The sequence below is a fragment of the Streptomyces sp. NBC_00483 genome (genome assembly GCF_036013745.1).
GTDB lineage: Bacteria > Actinomycetota > Actinomycetes > Streptomycetales > Streptomycetaceae > Streptomyces.
This window is the reverse complement of record NZ_CP107880.1, coordinates 679,040-702,645: the sequence shown is the minus strand read 5'-3', so window position 1 is coordinate 702,645 and position 23,606 is coordinate 679,040. Positions and strand designations below refer to the sequence as shown.

At 70.4% G+C, this 23,606-nt stretch carries 23 protein-coding genes and 1 riboswitch; of the genes, 12 read left to right on the top strand and 11 right to left on the bottom strand.

Features of this window, described 5'->3' with window-relative positions:
• Positions 1 to 31: 31 nt before the first annotated feature.
• From OHA73_RS02935 to OHA73_RS02925, 3 genes are all read right to left on the bottom strand, one after another.
• Positions 32 to 847 carry an SAM-dependent methyltransferase gene (locus OHA73_RS02935; protein WP_266717687.1) on the bottom strand — a complete coding sequence of 272 codons (816 nt, stop codon included), beginning with the start codon at positions 845 to 847 and terminating at the stop codon, positions 32 to 34.
• An 82-nt stretch (positions 848 to 929) separates the two neighbouring features.
• Positions 930 to 1,181: a DUF397 domain-containing protein gene (locus OHA73_RS02930; protein WP_266717689.1), complete on the bottom strand. Its 252-nt coding sequence runs from the start codon at positions 1,179 to 1,181 to the stop codon at positions 930 to 932.
• Positions 1,178 to 2,047 carry a helix-turn-helix domain-containing protein gene (locus OHA73_RS02925; RefSeq protein WP_266717690.1) on the bottom strand — a complete coding sequence of 290 codons (870 nt, stop codon included), beginning with the start codon at positions 2,045 to 2,047 and terminating at the stop codon, positions 1,178 to 1,180. The genes OHA73_RS02930 and OHA73_RS02925 overlap by 4 nt, the downstream gene beginning before the upstream one ends.
• Positions 2,048 to 2,445: 398 nt before the next feature.
• Here OHA73_RS02925 and OHA73_RS02920 point away from each other — a divergent pair, with 398 nt between their 5' ends.
• Both OHA73_RS02920 and OHA73_RS02915 read left to right on the top strand, forming a co-directional pair.
• On the top strand, positions 2,446 to 2,823 hold the full coding sequence (locus OHA73_RS02920) for an ATP-binding protein (protein ID WP_327658391.1): 378 nt from the start codon (positions 2,446 to 2,448) through the stop codon (positions 2,821 to 2,823).
• Between the two features lie 94 nt (positions 2,824 to 2,917).
• Positions 2,918 to 3,295, top strand: coding sequence for a recombinase family protein (locus tag OHA73_RS02915; RefSeq protein WP_327654051.1), 378 nt, complete (start codon positions 2,918 to 2,920; stop codon positions 3,293 to 3,295).
• Here OHA73_RS02915 and OHA73_RS02910 read toward each other — a convergent pair.
• Positions 3,270 to 4,439, bottom strand: coding sequence for an acyl-CoA dehydrogenase family protein (locus tag OHA73_RS02910; RefSeq protein WP_267072268.1), 1,170 nt, complete (start codon positions 4,437 to 4,439; stop codon positions 3,270 to 3,272). The two genes, OHA73_RS02915 and OHA73_RS02910, sit on opposite strands and share 26 nt — an antisense overlap.
• 84 nt (positions 4,440 to 4,523) lie before the next feature.
• Positions 4,524 to 5,738, bottom strand: a complete 1,215-nt coding sequence (locus OHA73_RS02905) for a CaiB/BaiF CoA transferase family protein (protein WP_327654050.1) — start codon at positions 5,736 to 5,738, stop codon at positions 4,524 to 4,526.
• Between the two features lie 121 nt (positions 5,739 to 5,859).
• Between OHA73_RS02905 and OHA73_RS02900 the strand changes: the two genes are divergently transcribed.
• From OHA73_RS02900 to OHA73_RS02880, 5 genes are all read left to right on the top strand, one after another.
• A complete protein-coding gene (locus OHA73_RS02900) occupies positions 5,860 to 6,861 on the top strand; it encodes a LysR family transcriptional regulator (RefSeq protein WP_327654049.1) in 1,002 nt (333 codons plus the stop codon).
• A gap of 59 nt (positions 6,862 to 6,920) precedes the next feature.
• Complete coding sequence (locus tag OHA73_RS02895; RefSeq protein WP_327654048.1) at positions 6,921 to 7,733, top strand: alpha/beta fold hydrolase; 813 nt, start codon at positions 6,921 to 6,923, stop codon at positions 7,731 to 7,733.
• A 162-nt stretch (positions 7,734 to 7,895) separates the two neighbouring features.
• Positions 7,896 to 9,245, top strand: coding sequence for an MFS transporter (locus OHA73_RS02890; RefSeq protein ID WP_327654047.1), 1,350 nt, complete (start codon positions 7,896 to 7,898; stop codon positions 9,243 to 9,245).
• Between the two features lie 32 nt (positions 9,246 to 9,277).
• On the top strand, positions 9,278 to 10,162 hold the full coding sequence (locus OHA73_RS02885) for a hypothetical protein (protein WP_327654046.1): 885 nt from the start codon (positions 9,278 to 9,280) through the stop codon (positions 10,160 to 10,162).
• A complete protein-coding gene (locus tag OHA73_RS02880) occupies positions 10,159 to 10,995 on the top strand; it encodes an HpcH/HpaI aldolase/citrate lyase family protein (protein ID WP_327654045.1) in 837 nt (278 codons plus the stop codon). The genes OHA73_RS02885 and OHA73_RS02880 overlap by 4 nt, the downstream gene beginning before the upstream one ends.
• Position 10,996: 1 nt before the next feature.
• Here the strand turns inward: OHA73_RS02880 and OHA73_RS02875 are convergent, their stop codons facing one another.
• Entirely contained in the window at positions 10,997 to 12,502 is a 1,506-nt protein-coding gene (locus tag OHA73_RS02875) for a DUF6056 family protein (protein ID WP_327654044.1), read from the bottom strand.
• 170 nt (positions 12,503 to 12,672) lie between these two features.
• Here OHA73_RS02875 and OHA73_RS02870 point away from each other — a divergent pair, with 170 nt between their 5' ends.
• Together OHA73_RS02870 and OHA73_RS02865 are read left to right on the top strand one after the other, a co-directional pair.
• Positions 12,673 to 14,157, top strand: coding sequence for a glycosyltransferase (locus OHA73_RS02870; protein ID WP_327658390.1), 1,485 nt, complete (start codon positions 12,673 to 12,675; stop codon positions 14,155 to 14,157).
• A gap of 153 nt (positions 14,158 to 14,310) precedes the next feature.
• Complete coding sequence (locus OHA73_RS02865; RefSeq protein WP_327654043.1) at positions 14,311 to 14,826, top strand: DinB family protein; 516 nt, start codon at positions 14,311 to 14,313, stop codon at positions 14,824 to 14,826.
• Here OHA73_RS02865 and OHA73_RS02860 read toward each other — a convergent pair.
• A complete protein-coding gene (locus OHA73_RS02860; protein ID WP_327654042.1) occupies positions 14,820 to 16,082 on the bottom strand; it encodes an amidohydrolase in 1,263 nt (420 codons plus the stop codon). The two genes, OHA73_RS02865 and OHA73_RS02860, sit on opposite strands and share 7 nt — an antisense overlap.
• A 161-nt stretch (positions 16,083 to 16,243) precedes the next feature.
• Between OHA73_RS02860 and OHA73_RS02855 the strand changes: the two genes are divergently transcribed.
• Positions 16,244 to 17,107 carry an alpha/beta fold hydrolase gene (locus OHA73_RS02855; protein WP_327654041.1) on the top strand — a complete coding sequence of 288 codons (864 nt, stop codon included), beginning with the start codon at positions 16,244 to 16,246 and terminating at the stop codon, positions 17,105 to 17,107.
• An 11-nt stretch (positions 17,108 to 17,118) separates the two neighbouring features.
• Here OHA73_RS02855 and OHA73_RS02850 read toward each other — a convergent pair whose 3' ends face one another.
• The 4 genes from OHA73_RS02850 to OHA73_RS02835 all read right to left on the bottom strand — a co-directional run bounded on the left by OHA73_RS02850 (position 17,119) and on the right by OHA73_RS02835 (position 20,928).
• Complete coding sequence (locus OHA73_RS02850; protein ID WP_327654040.1) at positions 17,119 to 17,805, bottom strand: haloacid dehalogenase type II; 687 nt, start codon at positions 17,803 to 17,805, stop codon at positions 17,119 to 17,121.
• A gap of 131 nt (positions 17,806 to 17,936) precedes the next feature.
• Positions 17,937 to 18,728 (bottom strand): ABC transporter ATP-binding protein, encoded by a 792-nt coding sequence (locus OHA73_RS02845; protein WP_327654039.1) that lies wholly within the window; start codon positions 18,726 to 18,728, stop codon positions 17,937 to 17,939.
• On the bottom strand, positions 18,725 to 19,792 hold the full coding sequence (locus OHA73_RS02840; RefSeq protein WP_327654038.1) for a FecCD family ABC transporter permease: 1,068 nt from the start codon (positions 19,790 to 19,792) through the stop codon (positions 18,725 to 18,727). The genes OHA73_RS02845 and OHA73_RS02840 overlap by 4 nt, the downstream gene beginning before the upstream one ends.
• Positions 19,793 to 19,872: 80 nt before the next feature.
• The gene (locus tag OHA73_RS02835) at positions 19,873 to 20,928 is read right to left on the bottom strand and encodes an ABC transporter substrate-binding protein (protein WP_443063022.1); all 1,056 of its coding nucleotides are present in this window, start codon (positions 20,926 to 20,928) and stop codon (positions 19,873 to 19,875) included.
• A gap of 30 nt (positions 20,929 to 20,958) precedes the next feature.
• Positions 20,959 to 21,100: riboswitch (cobalamin riboswitch) on the bottom strand.
• A 98-nt stretch (positions 21,101 to 21,198) separates the two neighbouring features.
• Here OHA73_RS02835 and OHA73_RS02830 point away from each other — a divergent pair.
• Together OHA73_RS02830 and OHA73_RS02825 are read left to right on the top strand one after the other, a co-directional pair.
• Positions 21,199 to 21,903, top strand: coding sequence for a hypothetical protein (locus OHA73_RS02830; protein ID WP_327654036.1), 705 nt, complete (start codon positions 21,199 to 21,201; stop codon positions 21,901 to 21,903).
• Positions 21,904 to 22,072: 169 nt separating this feature from the next.
• On the top strand, positions 22,073 to 23,554 hold the full coding sequence (locus tag OHA73_RS02825) for a PepSY-associated TM helix domain-containing protein (protein ID WP_327654035.1): 1,482 nt from the start codon (positions 22,073 to 22,075) through the stop codon (positions 23,552 to 23,554).
• Positions 23,555 to 23,606: the final 52 nt, after the last annotated feature.

Below are 23,606 nucleotides of genomic sequence, written 5' to 3'. Positions count from 1 at the left end.
GCCGGGCCGGTCCGCACCGGCCCGTCCCCGCTCAGTGCTTGATGCCCACGCCCGCCAGCAGGCTGATCTCGGCGTCCGCGATCTCCGTGCCGTCCTCGGGGTTGTCGCGGCGCCAGCGGTGGCAGCAGATGATGCCCGGGTCGATCAGGTCGAGACCGTCGAAGAAGCGGCGCACGTCGCTGTGCGAACGGAACTGCACCGGGGTCCCGGAGTTGGTGTACGCCTCCGCCACCCCGTTCCACGTCTCGGGGTCGAAGTCGGGCGTGCAGTGGTTCATGGCGAGGGCGCTGCCCGCCGGGAGCGGTTCGAGCAGCCGGCGCACGATGGCGTACGGGTCGTGCGGGTCGGTGACGAAGTGCATCAGCGCGTTCAGGGACAGCGCGATGGGCTTGTCGAAGTCCAGGACCTCGGCGTCCTGCACGGCGTCCATCAGCGAGTCGGGGTCGGTGACGCTGGCCTCGATGTAGGCCGTGCGCCCCTGGGTCGTGCTGCGCATGAGGCGCTCGGCGTACTTGAGGACGAGCGGGTCGTTGTCGGCGTACACGACGCGGGCCTCGGGCACCAGGGACTGGGCGACCTGGTGCAGGTTGGGCTCGGTGGGGATGCCGGTGCCGATGTCGAGCCACTGGCGGATGCCGTGCTCCTGCGCCAGGACGCGGGTGGCCCGGTGCATGAACGCGCGGTTCTCGCGGGCGGTGACAGGCAGGCCGGGGTGGGCCTTGGCGGCGACCATGGCCGCCTCCTTGTCGACCTCGAAGTGGTCCTTGCCACCGAGGAAGTAGTCGTACATCCGGGCCGAGTGGGCCTTGCTCGTGTCGAGGTCCCGGCCGGACTGCCTGGTGGTCATGTGCTCCCCTTCGTAGGTGTGACTGTCGGTCCTGAGGCCGGGAACCGTATCGGTGTCGGCGTCCCTCCCGCAGGCCGCCGGTTCATCCGGAGGCCAAGTGATCGGCCATGCCCTGCTTGACGCCGCGGACGAACGCGGCGATCTCCTCCGGCGTGTAGATCAGCGCCGGTCCTGCCGGGTCGGTCGACTGCCGTACGGCCACACGGCCGTCGGCGAGCAGTTTCGTCTCGACGCACTGACCACCGTTGGGCCCGCTCCAGGGACGCTCCCAGCCCTGCTCCCCGAGGTTGCGGGCCGGCATCCCGTTGTAGACGCCCTCTTCGACGACCGTCATGTTGAGTACTCCTTGCGCATACGGTTCAAGAGCGCCCTGCTGTCATCCGACGACGTCAGCAGTGACAAACGCGAATGCGCCTCAAGGTGGGCGACCACGTCCGCGCGCTGGTCCAAATAGACGGATGCGGACAGGAGTTCGCTGTACACGATGTCGGGCAGCTCGGGTTCTTCGAACCGGAAGTACGTGAACGGCGCGCACGCCCCGACATGTGCTCCCGCGGAGAAGGGCACGATGTCCAGGCTGATGTGCGCGAGCTCGGACACGTCCAGGAGGCGCTCGATCTGCTCCCGCATCACGTCGGGGCTGCCCACCTCCTTGTGCAGGACGGCCTCCTCCATGACCACCCACAACGTGGGCGCGTCCTCCTTCTCCAGCAGCCCCTGGCGGCGCAGCCGCAGCGCGACGCGGCGCTCTAGGTCCTCCTCGGTGCCGTTCGGCAAACCGCCGCGCAGTACGGCGCGCGCGTAGTTAGGGGTCTGCAAGAGGCCTGTGACGTACTGGGGTTCGTAGGTGCGCAGGGTCTTGGCGTCGGTCTCCAGGCTGACGTAGGCGGTGAACCAGCTGGGGACGGCGTCCCGGTAGGAGTGCCACCAGCCCGGCTCGTTGGCCTGCTCGGCCAGGTCGACGAACTCGTCTATCTCCTGGCGGTCCGCGCCGAAGGTCTCCAGGAGCTTCTCCACATAGAGAGGCTTCAGCGCTACTTCGGCCTTTTCCAGCCGGCGGATCGTCAGGGTCTTCACGCGCAGTGCCCTTGCCGCGTCCTCCAGCGAAGCACCGGCAGCCAAGCGCATGTCCTGCAGCCGACGGCCGAGGATCATGCGCAGCACTGTCGGCGCGCTGGTGCCAGCACGGGCCTCACTCACGCCCTACCTCCCTGAAGCTTCATCAACAAGACCATTCTTGCAGTGACTTGATGATGACGCCAGAGTGATACCCCGCTTGCTGAAATTATCAGGGAGTCGGTTGCAGCGTGAGCACGATCACGCGCATAGTTGCACTGTGAGCGGTCACGGCACGGCTCTGACGCAGCATCCGGCCCGGAGGGGGCGCGCGGTGCTGCCGTCGTCGTCGGCATGCCAACGCCGGGCGTCTGCCTGGGCCCGCGCCTCTCACAGCTCGAGCTGTAGCCCGCACCCCCACACCGCGCCCGCCCCGCGGAAGGCACTGGAAGGCGACATTCGTGACTCTCCCCACGCCCCTGACCCCGGCGTCGTCCCCCGCTTTAGTCGCCACCGCGCCCGGCCGGGAGTACTGGTTCGGTCTGCCCGCGCTGCGCACGAGCGCGAGAGCCGCCCGCGACACCGTGCGCGAGCGGCTCCGATCCTGGGGGGTGCCCGGCGACACCTGCTGCGACGCGGTGCTGCTGATCTCGGAGCTGACCACGAACGCGCTGCTGCACACGGACAGCGATCACGTCCTGTGCGGCCTCAGGCTGACCGGCGACGAGCGGAGTCTGCGCATCGAACTTCACGACGACTGCCCCCATCCGGTGCAGCCACCCGAGCACCGCGCAGGCCCCGGCGAGGAGGGCGGGCGCGGTCTGTTCCTCGTCCAGCAGCTCGCAAACCGTTGGGGCTCCGCACGCTCGACGCGGGCCGAAGGCAAGGTCGTCTGGGCCGAGTTGACGGCCTTCTCCTGAGTCCATGGAGACCGGTAGGGGCCGAGCGGCCCCGCCCTTTCACCCTCGCGCGGCGAGGAATCCATTCTCCTCGAGCCATCCACAGGAGGCGCCCATGACCCCGCACTGCGAAACAGCTTCACCCGCCGTGCTGTACGTATGTGCCGACCGGTCCCCGGAGGCGTCCGGGACGGCCACGGAGTGCGCGCAGACGGAAGGCCGCGCGTTCGCCCGGGAGCGCGGACTGACGATCGCCGAGGTCGTCACCGACACCTACGGCGAGCCCGACCCGGCCCGGCGCACGGGCTGGCGGCGGGTGCGGCAGCTGGTCCAGACCGGCGATGTCACCTCGGTCCTCGTCCGCTGGCCCTGCGCCATCGCCCCGGAGTCCGCGCACGAACTCCGGCACAGAGAGACCAGCTGGCTCCGGGACCATGGTGTGCGCGTCCGCTACACCTGGGCGCCGCTCACGCGTCCAGGCCCCCTCGCTTGACGAGCTGAGCCGCGATCACGTTCCGCTGGATCTCGTTCGTCCCCTCGCCGACGATCATCAGCGGCGCGTCGCGGAAGTAGCGTTCGACGTCGTACTCGGTGGAGTAGCCGTAACCGCCGTGAATGCGCACGGCGTTGAGGGCGATCTCCATCGCCGCTTCGGACGCGTACAGCTTCGCCATCCCCGCCTCCATGTCGACCCGCCGGCCCGCGTCGTACTCCCGGGCCGCGTGCAGGGTCAGCTGGCGGGCCGCGGTGAGCTTGGTGGCCATGTCGGCGAGGTAGTGGCCGATCGCCTGGTGCTGCCAGATCGGCTTGCCGAACGACTCCCGCTCCTGCGCGTAGGCGAGCGAGTCCTCCAGGGCGGCACGGCCGACGCCGAGGGCGCGCGAGGCGACCTGCAGACGGCCGGTCTCCAGGCCCTTCATCATCTGGCCGAACCCCTTGCCCTCCGCCCCGCCGAGGACGCTGCCGGCGGCGGCGACGTACCCGTCGAAGGACAGCTCGCAGCTCTCGACCCCCTTGTAGCCCAGCTTGGGCAGGTCGCGGGAGACGGTGAGGCCGGGACCGTGCTCGACGAGCAGGATCGAGATGCCCCGGTGGGTGGGCGTCGCGTCCGGGTCGGTCTTGCACAGCAGTGCGATGAGGCCGGAGCGGCGGGAGTTGGTGATCCACGTCTTCGAGCCGCTCACGACATACGTGCCGTCGTCCTGGCGGCGGGCCGTGGTGCGCATCGCCTGGAGGTCGCTGCCGCCGCCCGGTTCGGTCAGCGCCATCGTCGCGCGCATCTCGCCGGTCGCCATGCGGGGCAGATACGCCGCCTTCTGCTCCTCGGTCCCGTAGAGGGTGAGCAGCTTGGCGACGACGGTGTGCCCGCCCATGGCGCCCGCGAGGCTCATCCAGCCGCGCGCGAGCTCCTCGGTGATCAGGACATAGGCGGGCATCGAGACGGGGGTGCCGCCGAACTCCTCCGGGACGGCGAGCCCGTAGATGCCCATCTCCTTCATCTGTTCGATGAGGGCTTCGGGGTAGGTGTTGGCGTGCTCCAACTCCTGTGCGACCGGCTTGACCTGCTTGTCGACGAAGTCGTGCACGGTCTCGACGACGAACCGCTCGTCGCTGTCCAGGGCGTCCAGGGTGCTCACGGGCCTTCTCCTCTGCTTGCTGTCTTGTCGCTGTGTCGCTGTGTCGCTGTGTCGCTGTGTTGCCGTGTCCGGGGGAGGGGAGTGTCAGATCGCGCCCGCTGCGCGCAGGTCCGCGATCTGCTCGGCGGTGCGTCCCCGCTCGGCCAGAAGTCGTTCGGTGTGCTCGCCGAGGGCGGGGACCGGGTCCATCCGGGGGTCGATTCCGGCCAGATCCGCCGGGGGCCGCAGCGCCTGGACGGGGCCGCCGGGCGTGCCGACCTCGTGCCAGCGCCCGCGTCCTGCGAGCACCGGGTGGTCGAGGAACTCGGCGACGTCGTTGACGCCCGCGTTCGCGATGCCCGCCGTGTCGAGCGCCTCGGCGGCGTCGGCGCCTTCGCACTCCTGGAAGCGCTCGGCGATGAGGACGTTCAGCTCGTCACGGTGGGCGACGCGGTCGGAGCCGGTGGCGAAGCGCGGGTCCGCGGTCAACTCGGGCCGCTTGAGGAACTGTTCGCACAGCGCGCGCCACTCGCGTTCGTTCTGTACGGAGATCAGGATCTGCTTGCCGTCGCGTGCGGTGTAGGCGCCGTACGGGGCGATGGTGGCGTGCTGGGTGCCGATGCGCGGCGGCTGGGTGCCGCCGTAGCGGGTGTAGTTGGCGGGCTGGCCCATCCACTCCGCGAGCGCTTCGAAGAGTGACACCTCCACCGCGCGGGCGACACCCGTGGTCGCGCGGGTGAACAGGGCGGTGAGGATTCCGGTGTAGGCGTACATCCCGGCGGCGATGTCGGCGATCGACACGCCCGCCCGCGCGGCCTCGCGCGCCGTGCCGGTGAGCGAGACCAGACCGGTCTGGCACTGCACCAGCATGTCGTACGCCTTGCGGTCGGCCCAGGGCCCGCTGGTGCCGTAGCCGGAGACGGTGCACGGGATCAGGCGCGGGTACTTCGCGGCCAGCGTGGCCGCGTCGAGGCCGAGGCGGGCGGCGGCGCCAGGGCCGAGGTTCTGCACGAACACATCGGCGTCCGCGAGGAGTTCGTCGAGGAGCTCGCGCCCGGCCGGCGACTTCACGTCCAGCGTCAGCGACTCCTTGCCGCGGTTCAGCCAGACGAAATAGCTCGACTCGCCGTGCACCGTGGAGTCGTAGCGGCGGGCGAAGTCGCCGCCGTCGGGCCGCTCCACCTTGATGACGCGGGCGCCGAGGTCGGCGAGTTGGCGCGTGGCGAAGGGGGCGGCCACGGCCTGTTCGAGGCTGACGACGGTGATCCCGGACAGCGGGTGCTGCGGCGGTGCGGCGGCACGGTCGGTCGTCCCGGTCATGCGGTGACCTCCAGGAGCGGGGGTGGTCATGTGGGGTGCACGGGGTGGCCGGCAGGCGGCCGCTCCGTGACGACTAACATCATGGGTCTTCATGGCAATGCTCGGGAAATAGCAAATCGTGATGCCACCATGCGCGGCGCGGATGGCAGGCGAGGGGCGGGACGCGATGGACATCAAACAGCTCAAGGCGCTGGTGACAGTGGCCGAGGTCGGCAGCGTCACGCGGGCCGCGACGGTCCTGCACCTCGTGCAGCCCGCCGTCACCCGCCAGATCCGCACCCTGGAGGAGGAGTTGGGCGTGCCGCTCTTCGAGCGGACCCGGCAGGGCATGCGGCCGACCGAGGCCGGAGCGGCCGTCGTGGAGCGGGCCCGGCGGGCGCTGCACGAGCTGGAGCGCGCCCGCGCGGAGGTGCGGCCCACGCCCGGCGAGGTGTCCGGCATCGTGACCGTCGGCCTGCTGGAGAGCACCCTCGGACTGCTCGCGGAACCACTGGTGACGGCCATGCGCGAGGCCCACCCGGGCGTGCAGCTGCGGGTGATGACCGCGTACTCGGGCCATCTGCAACAGTGGCTCGACGACGGTGACCTCGATCTGTCGCTGCTCTACAACCTCGACAGGGCGCCCTCCCTGAACGTACGGCCCCTGGTGCGCGAGCGGCTGTGGGTGGCGGCCCCGCCGGCGGCCGGGCTCCGCGCCGAGCGCCCCGTTCCGTTCGCCGATGCGGCGGCGCGCCCGCTGGTGATGCCGACGTCCGGACACGCGCTGCGCGCGCTCATCGAATCGGCGGCGGCCCGCGCGGGCGCCCACATCGAGGTCGCGGCGCAGACCAACTCGATGCCCGTACAGAAGCAACTCGCCCGGGCCGGGCACGGCTGGACGATCCTGCCCGGCGTGGGCATCGCCGAGGACGTCGCGGCCGGCGAGCTCAGCGCCGCGCCCCTGTGCGAGCCCGCCGCGTGGCGCTCCATCGTGCTGGGCACGCCCCGCACCGGTCGCACACCGCCCGCCGTGAACGTCGTCGCGCAGGAACTGGTGCGCCAGGTCAACGCCGCCGTGGAGAGCGGCAGATGGCCCTCGGCGCGGCTCCCCGAGACGGAGGACCGGGCGGCGGGGGAGCAGTGACACCAGCAGTGACACCCGACGATCACGACACCTTCCACGAACAGCGCCCCAGGAGAACCATGCCTGACACCCACCACCTCGAAGCCACCGCGCCCGCGGCCGACGGCACCACGATCGCCTACCAGACCCGCGGCACCGGCCACCCCCTCGTCCTCCTCGCCGGACAGGCCAACCACCACCACTGGTGGGACGCCGTACGCGACGACTTCCACCCGACCCACCGGACGATCACGCTCGACTACCGGGGTACGGGCGCCAGTGACAAGCCCGAGGCTCAAGAGGGTTACTCCACCCGTCAGTTCGCGGACGACGTGATCGCCGTGCTCGACGCCCTCGGGATCGAGCGCACCGACCTGTACGGCACCTCCATGGGCGGGCGGGTCGCGCAATGGGTCGCCGCGCGGCACCCCGACAGGGTCCGGCGGCTCGTCCTCGGCTGCACCTCACCCGGCGGGCCGCACGCGGTGGAGCGCGCCGCCGAAGTGCGCCGCGCGCTGGTCAGTCCCGAACCGGGCGCCGCCGAGGAGGCGCTGACCGACCTCATGTACACACCTGCCTGGCGCGCCGCCCACCCCGGCCCGTACGGCACACTCGGCGACCCGGACATGCCGCCGCACGCCCGCCGCGGCCACCTGCGCGCCAGCAACCGGCACGACGCATGGGACGCGCTGCCGCACATCACCGCGCCCACGCTCATCCTTCACGGCGACCAGGACCGGCTCACCCCGCCGGACAATCTGCCGCTGGTCGCCGCCCGCATCCCCGATGCCACGACGCGGCTGTTCCCCGGCGCGCGCCATGCCTACTTCGAGGAGTGCCGGACGGAGGCCGGGGAGGCGGTTCTCGACTTCCTCGACGGGGCGTCGAGGTAAGCCGGTCCGCGGGGATGCTGCGCCTGCGGACTCCCATGCTCCCGACGCATGGGCGCATCACGATTTTCTATTGTTCCGCATCCCGCATCAGCGCTCATGATGAGTGGCGTTTTGAGCCGCCCGACCACCTCGTATCGAGCACTGAGTACGGAGACGCCACCGATGAGTAAGACACCGGCCCCCAGCCCGCCCTCCCGCGTCACCGCGAACGTCGTGCGCGGCTGTCTGGGCAACCTCATCGAGTGGTATGACTGGTTCGCCTACGCCACCTTCAGCGTCTACTTCGCGCCGGTGTTCTTCCCGGAAGGCAGCCAGACCGCCCAACTTCTGTCCACGGCCGTGGTGTTCGCGGTCGGCTTCCTGATGCGGCCGCTCGGCGGCTGGCTGCTCGGCGCCTACGCGGACCGGTTCGGCCGACGGCGCGCGCTGACCCTCTCCGTGCTGCTGATGAGCGCCGGATCACTCGTCATCGCCCTGTCCCCGGGACATGACGTCATCGGCCTGTGGGCGCCGGCCCTGCTCGTCGTGGCGCGCCTGGCCCAAGGCCTGTCCGTCGGCGGCGAGTTCGGCTCCAGCGCCTCCTATCTCTCCGAGGTGGCACCGCCCGGGCGGCGCGGCTTCTACTCCAGCTTCCAGTACGTGTCCATCGTGCTCGGCCAGCTCTCCGCGCTGCTCGTGGCGATCGTCCTGCAGAACGCGCTCACCGAGGCCCAACTGGCGAGCTGGGGCTGGCGCATCCCGTTCGTCGTCGGCGCGTTGGCCGGTCTCACCGTCATGTACCTGCGGCGCACCATGGAGGAGTCCGAGCACTTCCAGAAGGAGCAGGCACGCGCCACCGACGGCGAACGCAAGGGGCTCGTCGCCCTGTTCAAGGAGTACCCGCGCCAGCTGCTCGCCGTGTTCGGCCTCGCCATCGGCGGCACCGTCGCCTTCTACACGTACACCACCTATCTGCAGAAGTACCTCGTGAACACCGCGGGCATCCCCAAGTCGACCGTGACGGTCATCGGCTTCGCGGCCCTCTTCGTGTACATGCTGCTGCAGCCGCTGGTCGGCGCGCTGTCCGACCGGGTGGGCCGCCGCCCCGTCATGTTCGGCTTCTCGATCGGCTGCATGGTGCTCACGGTCCCGGTGATGACCTTCCTGGGACACACCAGCAACCCGTGGGTCGCCTTCCTCCTGATGACGCTCGCCCTCGCGTTCGTCACCGGATACTCGGCCCTCGCCGCCATCGTCAAGGCCGAGATGTTCCCCACCAAGGTGCGCGCCCTGGGTGTCGGCCTCCCGCACGCCCTCGTCACCGCCACCTTCGGCGGACTGACCGAGCCGATCGCGCTGGCCCTCAAGCAGAACGGGCACGAGACCGTGTTCTTCTGGTACGTGACCGGGTGCGTCGCCCTCACACTGCTGGCCACGCTCCTCGTGCGCGAGCCGTCCCGCGATTCCCACCTGGAGACCGGACCCGGCACCGCGGCCGCCCCCGCCGAGCCCTCCGCCACGACCCCCGCGTGACACCCGCCCCTCAACGGAAGGCAAGCCCCACCATGGAACCCGCCGCCTCCACACCTACCCTCGGCTCCTACGTGGAGTCCTGGGCGCCCTCCGCGACGACCGACGAGGACGCCCTGCCCCCGGGCCCGGCCGCCGCCCTCTCGGCCGTCCTCGACCTGCCCGAACCGGCCGCGAAGGCGGGAGACGCTCTGCCCCCGCTGTGGCAGTGGCTGTACTTCCTGGAGTGGCCCGCGCAGAGCGAACTCGGCCCCGACGGACACCTCAGCGACGCCCGTTTCCTGCCGCCGATCCCCGACCGGCAGCGCATGTTCGCGGGTGGCCGTGTGAGCGTCGAGGAGCCGCTGCGCCTCGGTGAACCGGCCGAACGTGTCTGCAGCCTCGCCTCCGTCACACCCAAGAGCGGCCGCAGCGGCGAGCTGCTCTTCGTCACCGAACGCCGCGAGTTCCGCCAGGCGGGCCGCACCTGCCTCGTCGAGGAACAGGACATCGTCTACCGCTCCGGCCGCAGCGCGGCGGCCGGCCACCCCACCACGGTCGACAGCACGACCGTCCCGCACTCCGAGGCCCCCTGGCAGCTTCGGGCACAGCCCGACGAGCGCGAGCTGTTCCGGGTGAGCGCGCTGACCGCGAACGCCCACCGCATCCACTACGACGCCCCGTACTGCCGTGACGTCGAGGGATACCCCGGCCTCGTCGTGCACGGACCGCTGCTCGCGCTGCTGATGCTGGATCTCGTGCGCCGCAACTCGCCTAACCGACAGGTGGGTTCGCTCTCCTACCGCTTGCACCGCCCCGTCTTCGCCGGGGAACACCTGCTGGCCACCGGGACACCGACGGAGGACGGCCGGGACGCCCAACTGGGCGTCGCCACGCACCGGGAGGCGCGGCACGCCTCCGCGGAGGTGACCTTCGTATGACCGATGCACACGAGGTACACGATGCTCGCGAGTCGATCGCGGCCGCGCGCAGCTTCCTCTTTGTCCCCGGCGACCGCCCCGACCGCTACGCCAAGGCGCACGCCTCCGGCGCCGATCTCGTCATCATCGACCTGGAGGACGCGGTCGCCCCGGCCGACAAGGACGAGGCCCGTACGCATGTCGCCGCCTGGCTGGCCGCGGGGCACCGGCCGGTCGTGCGCGTCAACGCCCCGGGCACCCCCTGGTCCGAGGCCGATCTGGCCATGGTGGCGGAACACGGCTGCCCGGTGATGGTGCCCAAGTCCGAGGATCCGGCGGCTCTTTCGGAGATCGCGGCGCGGACGGCCGGCCGCTGCCCGCTCGTCGCCCTCATCGAGACCGCGCGCGGAGTGCTGCGCGCCCACGAGGTGGCCGAGGCGCCGGGCGTGGTGCGCCTCGCCTTCGGCAATGTGGACCTCGCCGCCGACCTCGGCGTCGCGCACGACGACCACCTCGCTCTGGCGCACGCCCGCTCCCAAGTGGTGCTCGCGGCCGCGGCCGCCGGCCTGTGCCCGCCGGTCGACGGTGTCACCACGGCCGTACGGGACGCGGACACCCTCGACGCCGATGTCACGCACGGCCGCCGCCTCGGATTCGCGGGCAAGTTGTGCATCCATCCGGCTCAACTCCCGGCGGTGGAGGCGGGATTCACGCCCACCGAAGCCGAACTGGCCTGGGCGCAATCCGTACTTGCCGCGGGTGACACCGTCACCACCATCGACGGCCAGATGGTCGACAAGCCCGTACTGGACCGGGCCCGACGCCTCCTCGCCCAGGCCGGGCGGACGGGCTGAGTCACGGCAGTTTGTGAGCCTGCTCGATATGTTGGACGCCGTAATAGGTGGCAATGCAGGAAGCGGGCCACTTCGCCTTCCCACCATGACGGAACGGCTCGGTCATCCTGCTCTGGGGGAGCCGTTTGTACGGCAGTACCTGGGCGCCGGCCGCGGCCTGACCGCGCATCCAGCGATCCTGCCGGTCCCAGTCGCGGGCATGCGTCTGCATGGTGGTCGCGAGGCCCGCGAGTGACGCCGTCAGGGCGACGCAGACGACGGCGTACAACAGGCCCCCGGCGGCGAGGACGGGGGTCGTCCGCCGCACCCGGTCCTGCGCGGCGTGCCCGGCGAGAACGCCGACGAACACCAGCAGCAGGAGGTAGAGCAGCAGGTAGTCGTTCCACAGGCGGGTCGACGACACCACGTGGTGCTTGAACACGGGGTATGTGATGACCGTGCACACGTAGCCGGAGACGAGCAGCGCGCCGACACCCGCGACCAGGACCGGCACATACTTCCTTGCAGCCGGGACGCGGCCCACGACGCCCGGGGATGTCACCCCGACGATGACACCCACCACGACGGCTCCCAGGTACCACCAGGTCGTGAGCACCGTGGCGGCGATCTCGGCGAATCCGTGCAGCGCGCCCAGCAGCGAGTCGGGGGTGAACATCGTCGACGCGTGCTTGCGCTCGCGGCGGCGCGAAGCGCCGGGGGAGGTGTAGAGGATCAGCGTGCCGATCATGATGCTCGCGATGCCGGCCGTGCAGCACAGGCGGAGGAACCGCCGTCGTGCTTCGGGGAAGACGCGTCCGCTGATCAGCAGCGCGCACGCCAGGACGGTCGCGGCGACGACGCTCGTCTCCTCCGAGACGAGCCCCAGGGACACCCCCGCGAGGACGACGGCGCCGAGCGCGAGGAACCTGCCGCGCCGTGACGTCGCCCGCAGCGCCGGGACGGCAGCCGCGCAGGCGAACACCGGAGGCAGGGTGTGGGAGACGGAGGCGGCCGGCCAGTAGAACGTCTTGTAGGTGTTGGGCGATCCGAAGAGGAACAGGGCCGTCACCATGGACGCCACCAGAAGCGGAACACCCCGGGGGACCCGTGCTCGTGCAGCGTGCAGGACGGCGCCGACGAAGGCCCACAAGAGCGCGAGGACGAGCACGCCACTGACCGGCGCGAACCACTGCTGACCCGTCTCACCGAAACGCGCATACGCCCACACCAGCACGGCGTTGACGATCCGTCCGTTGTCGTGGAGGTAGAACTTCCCGACCATCGCGGCCAGTCCGCCGTCGTGGACCACCGGCAGGAAGCACCAGTCGTCCCCACCGGTACGCACCAGGCGTGCGTTCCATGCGGCGAAGACGAACACGGCGAGCGGCAGCAGGGAGAGCAGCCCCAGCGGTGCGGCCGTCCGCGACCATGCCCTCGGCGACCACGTCCTCCGCGACCACGACGTCCGCGACTGCGGAGGGACATCGGTGCGTTGGTCCTCAACAGCCTTCTCCGGTGCACGCACCACAGGCTGCCTCCTTACTCTTTGAGTGTCGCCGGTCGGCCTGATCGAAAGATAACGCGGCAGGGGTTTGTCCCGGCGCGTTCGGCCGTGCCTTCTTACCGTTGTCCTGACCTGATGCGTCATGGTGGTGGCCGTAGTCGCAAATGCTGGACTCACACCTGCCGGAGTGGCGAATGGAAGCGTGTCAGATCTCAGTTGTTGTGCCGTGCTTCAATGAGGAAGAAGTGATCAACACATTTCACTGTGCGTTGATGGAAGTCCTGGAAGGGACGGGACGCTCCTTCGAGATCTGTTACGTCGACGACGGGAGCCGCGACAGCACCCGTGGCCAACTCCGCGCCCTGGCCGCCGAGGACAAGCGCATTCGTTATACGTCCTTCAGCCGGAATTTCGGCAAGGAAGCGGCCATGCTCGCGGGCCTGCGCATGTCCCGCGGCGCGGCCGTGGCCCTGATGGACGCCGACCTGCAGCACCCTCCCGGGCTTCTGTACCGGATGTTGGAACTGCGCCGACACGGCTACGACCAGGTAGTCGCCCGCCGGGACCGCTCCGGCGAGGGACTGCTGCGAAGGACCGTCAGCTCGGCGTACTACCAGGCCATGGGGCGCTGCATGGACGTGGATGTCGTCGACGGCGAGGGGGACTTCCGGCTGCTGTCGCGGCGCGCTGTCGACGCGGTGCTCGCCCTTCCGGAGGCCAACCGGTTCTCGAAAGGAATCTTTTCCTGGATCGGCTTCGAGACCGTCAGTTTTACCTATCAGAATGTCAACCGCGCCGCGGGCCGGTCGAAATGGGGCGGCCGGCGCCTCCTCAACTACGGGATCGACGGCCTGATCTCCTTCAACAGTCGTCCGCTGCGGCTGGTCATCTACGTCGGGTTGGGGCTCGCTTTCGCGGCGTTCGCCTATGCGCTCTGGATCGCCGCCAATGTCATCAGGCGCGGAGTGGACGTACCAGGATTCGCCACGCTACTGATCGCCATTGTGGCGCTTGGTGGAATCCAACTCGCCACGCTCGGCGTCATCGGTGAATACGTCGGCCGGATCTACAGCGAGACAAAACGCCGCCCGCCCTATGTGGTGCGAGAGACCGAGGAGAACCCGCGCCGGGTCGGTACAGTGCCCGCCCCCGGCACCGAGCCTTCGCTCACCGTGGACGCGATCGTCCGGCCGAAGACGCCGGTTCGGTCAACGGCCGGACTGCGCACCCTGCGGCAGTTCCTCGTCTTCGGACTGATCGGGATCGTCAACACCGCCGTGTACATGGCCGTGTACGTGTCGCTCAACCGTTGGATCCCCTACCTGATCGCGCACGTCATCGGCTTCATGGTCAGCGTCGTCGGCTCGTTCCTGCTGAACAGCTACGTCACCTGCCGCACGAGGCCGACCTGGCAAGGATTCATCCGCTTCCCCTTGTCGAGCCTCGTGAACATGGTGTTCAGCGGTGCTCTCCTCTACCTCGGCGTGCACTCCCTGGGGACGGAGAAGAACCTCACGGCGCTGGCCGCGGGCGTACTGGCCACGCCGCTGTCGTTCGTGATCGCCCGCTGGGCCATCGACTCCGGCGCCGCACAGACCCCGCAGCCGGAGCCCAACCGGGCGCCACCGGCGAACAGTTCGCCGGACCTGCTGAGGCAGAAGGAGCATCAGAGCCTGTGACGCCGAAAGGGGTTCCTCGGCCGCCGACTGCCGAGGAACCCCTCTTTGGGACAGCGCCGAGAGACCAGTAGGTGTTACATGCACGCGGTGCTCACCCGCCCCCGCCGAAAACCCGCAGACATCCGAGGACCGGGCACGCTAGCGTCTCTGGACATGGCCCCCTCACTCGAACGTCCTCCGTTCCAGGCCGACGAGCGCACGGCGCTCATCGGATGGCTGGACCTCCAGCGGCAGATCCTGCGGTGGAAGTGCGAAGGACTGAGCGAGGAGGACGCGCGCCGCAGCGTCGTCCCGACCTCGCCTGCGATGACGATGGCCGGTCTCATCGGCCATATGCGCTGGGTCGAACACACCTGGCTGGAGGTGTTGTTCCTCGGCGGCGACGAGTCGGTGAACCCGTCCTTCGGCGAGTCGGACGAGGATGACGACTGGCGCACCGACGGTGTCCCCCTCCAGCAACTGCTGGTCGACTACGAGTCCCAGTGCGCCCGCAGCAACGAGATCGTGGCCACGGCCTCCCTCGACGACACCGGCCGCCACCCCAAGTACGGCGACGGCAAGATCGACCTCCGCTGGATGCTCATCCACCTCATCGAGGAGACCGGTCGGCACGCAGGCCACGCGGACATCGTGCGGGAACTGATCGACGGGTCGAAGGGGTACTACTGACCGTCCCTGGTGCCCAGCCAGGTCAGCGCGGCGACGGTGAGCGCCTCCACGCCGGTGCTCAGGGTCGGCTCGATCTCGGGGGCGAAGTGCGGGGAGTGGTTGGCCGGCAGGTCGTCGAGCGTGCCGTCCCGCAGTGCGGCCACGACGGTCTCGGTGTCGAGGCCGCCCCAGAACCAGAAGACGGTCGGCACTCCGATCGCATCGCCGAACACACCCACGTCCTCGCTGGCGTTGACCGGCGGCATGGGGATGATGCGCTGGTCACCGAAGTGTCCGGCGAACGCGGCCAGCGTGGTGGCGGTGGCATCCGGGTCGCTGACGAGGGCGGGAACGCTCCCGGTCCAGACGAGGTCGGGTTCGCGCGTGGCGCCTCCGGCCGCGGCCTCGGCCCGGACGACGCGCTCGGTCGCCGAGCGGAGGAGCTCGCGGGTGGACGCCGTGGTGGAGCGGATGTTGATGCCCAGCTCCGCGTCGTCGGGAATGATGTTGTCCTTGGTGCCGGCCTGCATGCGGCCCACCGTGACGACCGCCGTCTCGGACGGAGGCACCTCGCGGGCGACGACACCTTGCAGCCGGGTCACCACATGGGCGGCCATCAGGACCGGGTCGATGGCGGCCTCCGGGCGGGAGCCGTGCCCGCCGCGACCGTGCAGCGTGACATCGAGGGAGTCCGAAGCGGCCATCACGGGACCGCTGCCGTGACCGATGAACCCGGCGGGCAGCGGCCCCACATGCTGGCCCAGCACGACCTCAGGCGTTGGAAAGCGCTCGAACAGCCCGTCGTCGACCATGCCGCGGGCGCCGCACCCGAGTTCCTCCGCGGGCTGGAAGACCAGCAGCAGTGTGCCGCTCCACTGGTCGCGCGTCCCGGCCAGCAGCGTCGCCGCCCCGACCAGACAGGCCGCGTGCATGTCGTGCCCGCACGCGTGCATCACCGGCACGTCCTTGCCCTCGCGGTCCACCGCGCGGGCGACGCTGGCGTAGGGCAGCCCGGTCTTCTCCTCCACCGGCAGCGCGTCGAAGTCGGCGCGCAGCATGACCACGGGGCCGTCGCCGTTGCGCACCACCCCGACCACGCCGGTCGTGCCGACGTGTTCGACGACCTCGTCGACACCGGCGGCCCGCAGACGCCCCGCGAGCAGCTCGGCCGACCGCGTCTCCTGAAGCGACAGCTCCGGGTGTTCGTGCAGGTCCCGGTAGAGATCGGCCAGGTCGCCCCGAATCTTCTCGAGCCCTGCGACAACCGCGTGAGTCATGATCCAACCTCTCTGCTCCGTATGGTCGGTTCAGTGTCACCTACAGGGGCGGTGGGAGAGCGAGCCGCCGGGCCGTGTCGCTGCGTGCACCTGCCGCCGCCCGTCTCGTGAGCGGCGAAATTGAGTGGACCGTTCCCGACGGACCGTGCGACGGTCCTGCCATGCCGAGCGAGTTCGAGTCACCCGAGTCCTTCTTCGGGCCTGTTGCGTCAATCGAGTCCATGGACGGTACGGCGATCGCCTACCGGCAGTTCGGCTCAGGACCGCCGGTGGTCATGGTCCACTGCTCCGGCGGCGGGCTGCACTCCTGGGAGCCGGTGGCCGAACTCCTCGCGGACCGCTACGAGGTGTGGACGCCCGTGCGCCGCGGCTACGCCCCGAGCGGACCGGGCCGCTCACCCAAGAGCTTCGCCGACGAAGTGGCGGATCTCGACGCACTCATCAGCAAGATCGGCCGTCCCGTGCACGTGGTCGGCATGTCCTACGGCGCCAACGTCGCCCTGCACGCGGCGGTGGCCGGCCTGCCGGTTCGCTCACTGGTGTTGTGGGAGCCGCCGTTGTTCGCGGTGGGCGACGAACTGGCCCCCGTACTCGAGGAGTTCCAGGAGCTGACCGCGAAGGGTGAGCAGCGGCGCGCCGACCGGCTGCTCGCCGAGAAGGTGGCCCGCATCCCGGCCGCACTCCTGGACATGATGGACGCGGGCGACTCCGACGACACGGAGCCGGGCACTGAACGAGACACCGAACGCGACGCCGAGCCCGACGAGGCGCCCGGCTGGTGCCGCGACCTCGAATCGCTGATCGCTGACTCGGCGGACGTGGAGCGCTGGTCCGATGTCACCGTCCCGACCCTGCTGATGCGGGGCGCCGACACCTGGCACCCGATGCCGGAGACCCTCGACCGGCTCGCGACGGCCCTGCCTCAGGTCACGTACACGACGCTCCCCGGCCAGATGCACTTCGCTCCGTCACTTGTCCCCGACGTCGTGGCGGCGCAGATCGCCGACTTCCTGCCGCACACCTGAGTTCCGGCCGCTCACGCCCCGATCCGAGCGGCGAGCCCGGCCAGGTCGTCGGCGTACAGGTCGAACCGGTCCGAGGAGGCGGGTGGGTCACCGACGGGACGGGAGACGTAGGCGGTGCGCAGGCCGAGAGCCTGCGCCGCGCGCAGGTCCCAGGCGTGGGTGGCGACCATCAGGAGCCGCTCCGGCGGTCGTCCTGAGACGGCGACGGCCAGCCGGTAGACCGCCGGGTCCGGCTTGTAGGACCGGGCGTCCTCGGCGGACAGCGCCTGGTGCCAGCGCAGTCCGGCGTGGGCGTTGAGGCCGAGGAGCGCCGTCCGGCTCGCGTTGGACAGCCCGATCAACGGGTGCCGCTCGGCGAGCCGTGCGAGCCCTGCCACCGTGTCCGGCCACGGCGGGAGTCTGCGCCCCGCCAGGGCCAACTCCGCCACCGCGGCCGGATCCTCGACCCCGGCGGCATCGGCGACGAGCCGGGCGGCCTCCAGATCGAGGGCATCGCTCGCGAGGTAGGGCCGCCCGCCGTCGAGTACGCGCTGCTGCTCGCGCTCGATGTGCTGTTGCCACAGCGCCAAGAGCTTCTCGACGTCGGTGTCGTCGAGTGCTGGGGCGAGTCGACGAATGCCGGCGCGGATTCCGGCGGGCTCGTCGACGAGCGTGCCCAGCACGTCGAACACGAGGGCGTCGATCTGTGGCTCTGACATGAGATCCGACATGGGCGAGGGTCTCCCGGACGAAGCAGGGGCGAGGTACCGGCTATTGACCGAACGCCGCCGGCAACCCCCTGGATTCCCGAATCGCACGGTCTGTCCTCCGGACTGCCCTACGAACCGCCCTATCGAGGGCCTCCTTCGTCATTCGGCAGATACGTCACCTGCGGCCGACGCGTACGCGGGTGGACGGCGACCTCGGCCGTCACCTCGTAGACCTCGGAGAGGAGCCGTGGTGTGAGCACGTCGCCCGGTGGGCCCGCGGCCACGACCTCGCCGGCGCGGAGTACGTACAGGCGGTCGCAGTAGTGGGCGGCCAGGTTGAGGTCGTGGAGGGCCACCAGGACCGTGGTGGGCAGGCGGCGCAGGGCCGAGAGGATCTCCAACTGGTGGCGGATGTCGAGGTGGTTGGTGGGTTCGTCCAGGACGAGAAGGGACGGCTGCTGGGCGAGGGCCCGGGCGATGAGGACGCGTTGGCGTTCGCCGCCGGAGAGGTGGTCGAAGGGGCGGTGGGCGAGGTCGGCGGCGTCGACGGAGGCGAGCGCCGCTTCGATCAGGTCGGCGTCCTCGGCCGTGTCGCCCGCCAGCAGGCGCTTGTGCGGGGCGCGCCCCATCGCGACGACCTCGCCCACCGTCAGGTCCACGTCGGCTCCGGCGTCCTGCACGACGGCGGCGACGGTTCGGGCGAGTTGACGTACGGGCAGCGACCACGCGTCGGCGCCGTCCACACGCACCGTCCCCGCGTCCGGGCGCAGTACGCGGTACACGGCCCGCAGCAGCGTGGACTTGCCGCTGCCGTTGGGGCCGACGAGGCCGATCGTCTCGCCCGGGCGGGCGGTCAGCGAGACGTCGTCGACGAGCCGCCGGGCGCCCGCGGTGAGGGTGACACCCTCGACGTCGAGATCGGCCGCCGTCATCCGACACCTCCCGCGTTCCTGCGCCGGGCGTCCCGTCGCATCAGCCAGAGGAAGAACGGGCCGCCGCACAGCGCCGTCAGCACGCCGACCGGGATCTCCATGGGCGCGGCGACCGTCCGCGCCGCGATGTCCGCCCATACGAGGAACACCGCCCCGCCAAGGGCGGCCGTCGGCAGCACGCGCCGGTGGTCGCCGCCGACGAGCAGGCGCACGATGTGCGGCAGCATCAGGCCGACGAAGCCGATCGGCCCGGCCGCCGCGACCAGCACACCGGTGACGAGCGAGACCAGAATGAACATGCGGGCGCGGAAGCGGGCCACGTCCAGGCCCATCGTCGTGGCGGCCTCTTCGCCCGCGAGCAGGAGGTTCAGGTTCGGCGCCTGCACCATGAGGACGCCGATCCCGAGGAGCAGGGCAAGACCCGGCAGCCACAGCGAGTTCCAGGACACCCCGCCAAGTCCGCCCAGCGTCCAGGCGAGGACCGTACGTGCCTCGTTGCCGCGGTCCGTGGTGAGCAGCAGCAGGTTGAGCAGCGCGCTGAGGATCGACGCGACCGCCACACCGGACAGGATCAGGCGACTGGACGTGATGCGGCCGCCGGTGCGCGCGGTGGCGTAGACGAGGACGAGTGCGCCGAGCGCGCCCGCGAACGCCGCCGCCGACAGCGACATCGCCCCGAACACACCGACCCCGAACACGAGGACCGCGACCGCGCCGAGCGAGGCGCCGGAGGAGACACCGAGGAGGTACGGCTCGGCGAGCGGATTGCGTACCAGCGCCTGCAGAGCGGTGCCGACGACCGCGAGCCCGGCGCCTGTCGTCGCGCCGAGCAGGACACGCGGCGCCCGCACGTCGAGCACGATCGTCTCCCGCGCCCGCGACCAGTCCGCGTCACCCCACCAGTCGGCGCCGAGCGCGTGCGTCACGATGCCCCACACCTCACCGGGCGGCACATGCACCGAGCCGATGGCGAGTCCGGCCGTGAGGGAGACGACGAGCAGCACGGTGAGCAGGACCAGGGTGGCGGTGAGCCTCGCCCCCTGCCCAATGTGCCGTTGCCGCACGCCAGTTGGTTGCTTGTCTGTTGGTTGCTTGTCGCCTGGTTGTTTGTCGACCGGGGTCTCGTCACCCACGACGGACGCCGTCACCTGAAGCTCTCCGGGTGCAGTCCGCGCGCCAGACCCTCCACCGCGTACGCCGACCGGACACCGACCAGCGTCGCGGTCAACGGCAGTACGACGAACCGCTTGTGCTTGATGGCGGGTACGTCCGCGAGCGCGGGCTGCGAGAGCAGGTACTGCTTCTTCTGCTCCACGCTCTTGTCGCCCGCGTAGTCGTAGATCGCAATGACCTCGGGCCCGCGGTCGACCACCTGCTCCCAGGAGACGTCGCCGAACACGTCGTCCAGGTCGGCGAAGACATTGCGGCCGCCCGCCTGGTGGATCAGCTGCGTGCCCAGGCTCTTGCCGCCCGCGGTGAAGGCGGACTTGTCGCCGCTGTCGTACACGAACACGGGGACGTCCGGCTCGTCCCGGACGGCAGCGCTCGCCTTCTCGACCCGGCCGCGGAGGTCGGAGACGAGGGCGTCGGCGCGGTCGGAGACCCCGAAGATCTTGCCGATGGTGCGTATCTCGGCGTAGGTGTCCCGCATGGTCACGTTCTTCTCGCCGCAGTACTCGCGGTTGAGGTACGTGTCGATGCCCGCGTCGGCGAACGCCTTTCGGGAGCGGCCCTCCTTCTCGTCGAACGCGCTGGAGTAGCCGCCGTAGACGAAGTCGGGTTCGGCTTCGAGGACCTTCTCGAACGAGGGCGCCCTCGCGGACAGCTTCGGAACCGACCCGTAGTCCTTGCGCAGGCTCGGCAGGACGGCGGAGTCGGGGAACGCCGTGCCGACCATGCGGTCCTTCAGGCCGAGCGAGAGCATGAGTTCGGCGGGGTGCTGATGGACGGTCACCACGCGCGACGGCGGCTTCTCGTACGTCGTCCTGACGCCGCAGTTGTCGATGGTGACGGGAAAGCCCTTGGTGGTGGACGACTGCGGGCCACCGGCGCGCTCGGCGGCCGACCCGGACGGGCCGCAGCCGGCGGCGAGCACCGTCGCCGACAGCGCGGCGACGGTGGCCCCGACGCGCACGACGAAACGCCGTCGTCCCGCACGGGAAAGGGAAAGGGCATGGGGACGGCATGGACCGTCGTACACGTGAAGCCTCCTACGGAGTCCGCGCTCCTCGGAATAAGCCCGCGACGGGTCAGTGACCTGACTCCCGGGCAGTGCTGGCTCGCGCTGCCCGGTCACAGTGGCGGGACCGTGCCGGATTCGCACCGGCTTCCTGTCTCCCGTCGCGGCGATGACCTGGCGATAGTACGCAGTGGTGGGCGAAAGGCAAAGGTGAAGCAAAAGCGGGCGAACGGTGGGGGAGTTGACCACCTGCCGGTGATCACTGGGCGGCGGATGCCAAGATGGGCCGCCATGACTACAGGCTGGGATGCCCGCGCCGGACGGGCCGCGGTGTTCGCGGCCGTCTGCGTGCTGCTCACAGCGCTCGCGCACACGCTGATGTCCGGTGACACCGTGCCTTGGTGGGCGCCCGCCGCCGGCTTCGTGGTCATCGGTGGAGCGGCCTGTGTGCCGGCCGGGCGTGAGCGTGGACTCCTGCCGGTCGTGGGTCTTACCGTGGCCGCGCAGGCGGCACTTCACGTCTTCTTCTCGGGGGCGCAGGTCCTCGCGCACCCGGCGGTGTCGGGCGGTTCTGTCGCCGGCCGGTGGCTGGACCAGGTGCTGTGCCGTGTGCCCACGGCGTCCATGCCGGCCGACCCCATGGGCGGCATGAGCGGCATGCATGGCATGGGCGGCATGGCAGACATGCCCGAGATGGAGTCGCACGGGCATGACATGGGCGGCATGTCACCGTCCGGCATGCTCGTGGCCCACCTGCTGGCCGCCGTGCTGAGCGGCCTCTGGCTCGCGTACGGCGAGCAGGCCGCGTTCCGCATCGCGAGGTCCGTCGTCGGTCGGCTCGTCGCGCCCTTGAGGCTCCCGTTCCGCCTTCCGACTCCGCCGCACCGGCCGCGTGTCCAGGTCCGCCGCATGCGGCGCCACCGCCCGCTCCGTGACCTCCTCCTCGCGGACACGATCACCTCCAGGGGCCCGCCCGCAGGGGACGCTGTCGCCTGACGACAGCCGATTCACCCGAGGCTGCGCCGCACCCTCGGGCATCCGGCCGTGCGCACACCCCGAGCGGGCCCGCGCGGTCGAGTCCCCATGCAACGCACCGGATCCGGATGTGCCCAGGGCCGAGCGGCCCGCGCCCGGACTCCGTGCTGCCCGAAACTGGAGGACCACGTTGTCCCTCACCTCCGAAACCTCCGACACCTCTGAACCGCGCCTTGCGGAAGAGAGCCGGCACGCACCGCCGTCGCCGCCCGCCGGCCGGTCGACCTGGGCCTCGCTGCGCCGGCTGGTCCTGCGACTGCACTTCTACGCAGGGGTGTTCGTCGCCCCGTTCCTGTTCGTCGCCGCGGTCACGGGCCTGCTCTATGCGGGCTCGTTCCAGGCCGAGAAGATCGTGTACGCCCATGAGCTGAACGTTCCCGTGGGCAAGTCCGAGCTGCCGATCGCCGATCAGGTCGCCGCCGCCCGCAAGGCCCATCCCGAAGGAGACGTCAGCGCCGTACGGCCTTCCCCGGAAGCCGGGTCGACGACACGAGTCATGCTCTCCGGTGTCGCCGGAGTCGACGCCGACTACACGCTCGCGGTGTTCGTGAACCCGTACAACGGGGAGGTGCGCGGCGCCCTCGAACAGTACGGTTCGACGGGCGCGCTGCCGCTGCGCACCTGGATCGACGAGCTCCACCGAGACCTCCACCTCGGCCAAGTGGGCCGCCTCTACAGTGAGTTCGCGGCGAGCTGGATGTGGGTGATCGCGGGCGGTGGCCTCGTCCTCTGGTTCTCCCGGCGCCGTTCCCGTCGCGCGATCCGCGGCGCGACCGGCCGCAGGCGCACCCTGTCGCTGCACGGATCGGTGGGTGTCTGGGCGGCGCTCGGCCTCTTCTTCCTGTCCGTGACGGGCCTGACCTGGTCGACGTACGCAGGGGCGAACATCACCGACCTGCGTGCCGCGCTAGGCCAGACGACTCCGACCGTCTCCGCGACCGTGACTCCAGGCGGTGAACACGCCGGCCACGACATGGCCGGTATGGAGGGCATGGAAGGCATGGAAGGCATGGAGGGCATGGACAAGGGCGGGGCCGGCGCCGAGAAGGGCGGTGGTGACGTCGGCCTGAACGCGGTGCTGAAGGCGGCCCGCGCCGAAGGCCTCTCGAACCCCGTGGAGATCGTCCCGCCCGCCGACTCCTCCTCGGCGTACGTCGTCCAGCAGATCCAGCGGAGCTGGCCGGAGAAGCAGGACGTCGTCGCCGTCGACCCGGCGAGCGGCGAGGTCACGGACGAGGTGCGGTTCGCGGACTACCCGGTGCTCGCCAAGCTGTCCCGCTGGGGCATCGACCTGCACACCGGCAACCTGTTCGGCCTCGTCAACCAGATCGCCCTCGCCGCCCTCGCCCTGGCGGTGGCGCTCCTCATCGTGTGGGGGTACCGCATGTGGTGGCAGCGCGGGCGCGGCTCCGCCTTCGGCCGGCCCGTCCCGCGCGGAGCCTGGCAGCACGTGCCGCCGTACGTCCTGGTGCCGTTGATGGTGGTGATCGCGCTGCTCGGCTACTTCGTGCCGCTGCTCGGCATCCCGCTCGCCGTGTTCATGCTCTGCGACATCACGCTCGGCGAGATCGCGTACCGGCGGGGGAAGCGCACGTACGCGCCGACGACCTGATGTAGGCCGCGGTGCGCGCCTTGCCCCTGATGCCGACGCAGGCATCAGGGGC

Excerpts from the sequence above, each read along its gene's own strand:
- OHA73_RS02935 (WP_266717687.1), bottom strand. The coding sequence starts at position 847 with ATGACCACCAGGCAGTCCGGCCGGGACCTCGACACGAGCAAGGCCCAC.
- OHA73_RS02930 (WP_266717689.1), bottom strand. The coding sequence starts at position 1,181 with ATGACGGTCGTCGAAGAGGGCGTCTACAACGGGATGCCGGCCCGCAAC.
- OHA73_RS02915 (WP_327654051.1), top strand. The coding sequence starts at position 2,918 with ATGACCCCGCACTGCGAAACAGCTTCACCCGCCGTGCTGTACGTATGT.
- OHA73_RS02905 (WP_327654050.1), bottom strand. The coding sequence starts at position 5,738 with ATGACCGGGACGACCGACCGTGCCGCCGCACCGCCGCAGCACCCGCTG.
- OHA73_RS02900 (WP_327654049.1), top strand. The coding sequence starts at position 5,860 with ATGCCACCATGCGCGGCGCGGATGGCAGGCGAGGGGCGGGACGCGATG.
- OHA73_RS02895 (WP_327654048.1), top strand. The coding sequence starts at position 6,921 with ATGCCTGACACCCACCACCTCGAAGCCACCGCGCCCGCGGCCGACGGC.
- OHA73_RS02890 (WP_327654047.1), top strand. The coding sequence starts at position 7,896 with ATGAGTAAGACACCGGCCCCCAGCCCGCCCTCCCGCGTCACCGCGAAC.
- OHA73_RS02885 (WP_327654046.1), top strand. The coding sequence starts at position 9,278 with ATGGAACCCGCCGCCTCCACACCTACCCTCGGCTCCTACGTGGAGTCC.
- OHA73_RS02880 (WP_327654045.1), top strand. The coding sequence starts at position 10,159 with ATGACCGATGCACACGAGGTACACGATGCTCGCGAGTCGATCGCGGCC.
- OHA73_RS02870 (WP_327658390.1), top strand. The coding sequence starts at position 12,673 with ATGGAAGCGTGTCAGATCTCAGTTGTTGTGCCGTGCTTCAATGAGGAA.
- OHA73_RS02865 (WP_327654043.1), top strand. The coding sequence starts at position 14,311 with ATGGCCCCCTCACTCGAACGTCCTCCGTTCCAGGCCGACGAGCGCACG.
- OHA73_RS02860 (WP_327654042.1), bottom strand. The coding sequence starts at position 16,082 with ATGACTCACGCGGTTGTCGCAGGGCTCGAGAAGATTCGGGGCGACCTG.
- OHA73_RS02855 (WP_327654041.1), top strand. The coding sequence starts at position 16,244 with ATGCCGAGCGAGTTCGAGTCACCCGAGTCCTTCTTCGGGCCTGTTGCG.
- OHA73_RS02850 (WP_327654040.1), bottom strand. The coding sequence starts at position 17,805 with ATGTCAGAGCCACAGATCGACGCCCTCGTGTTCGACGTGCTGGGCACG.
- OHA73_RS02845 (WP_327654039.1), bottom strand. The coding sequence starts at position 18,728 with ATGACGGCGGCCGATCTCGACGTCGAGGGTGTCACCCTCACCGCGGGC.
- OHA73_RS02830 (WP_327654036.1), top strand. The coding sequence starts at position 21,199 with ATGACTACAGGCTGGGATGCCCGCGCCGGACGGGCCGCGGTGTTCGCG.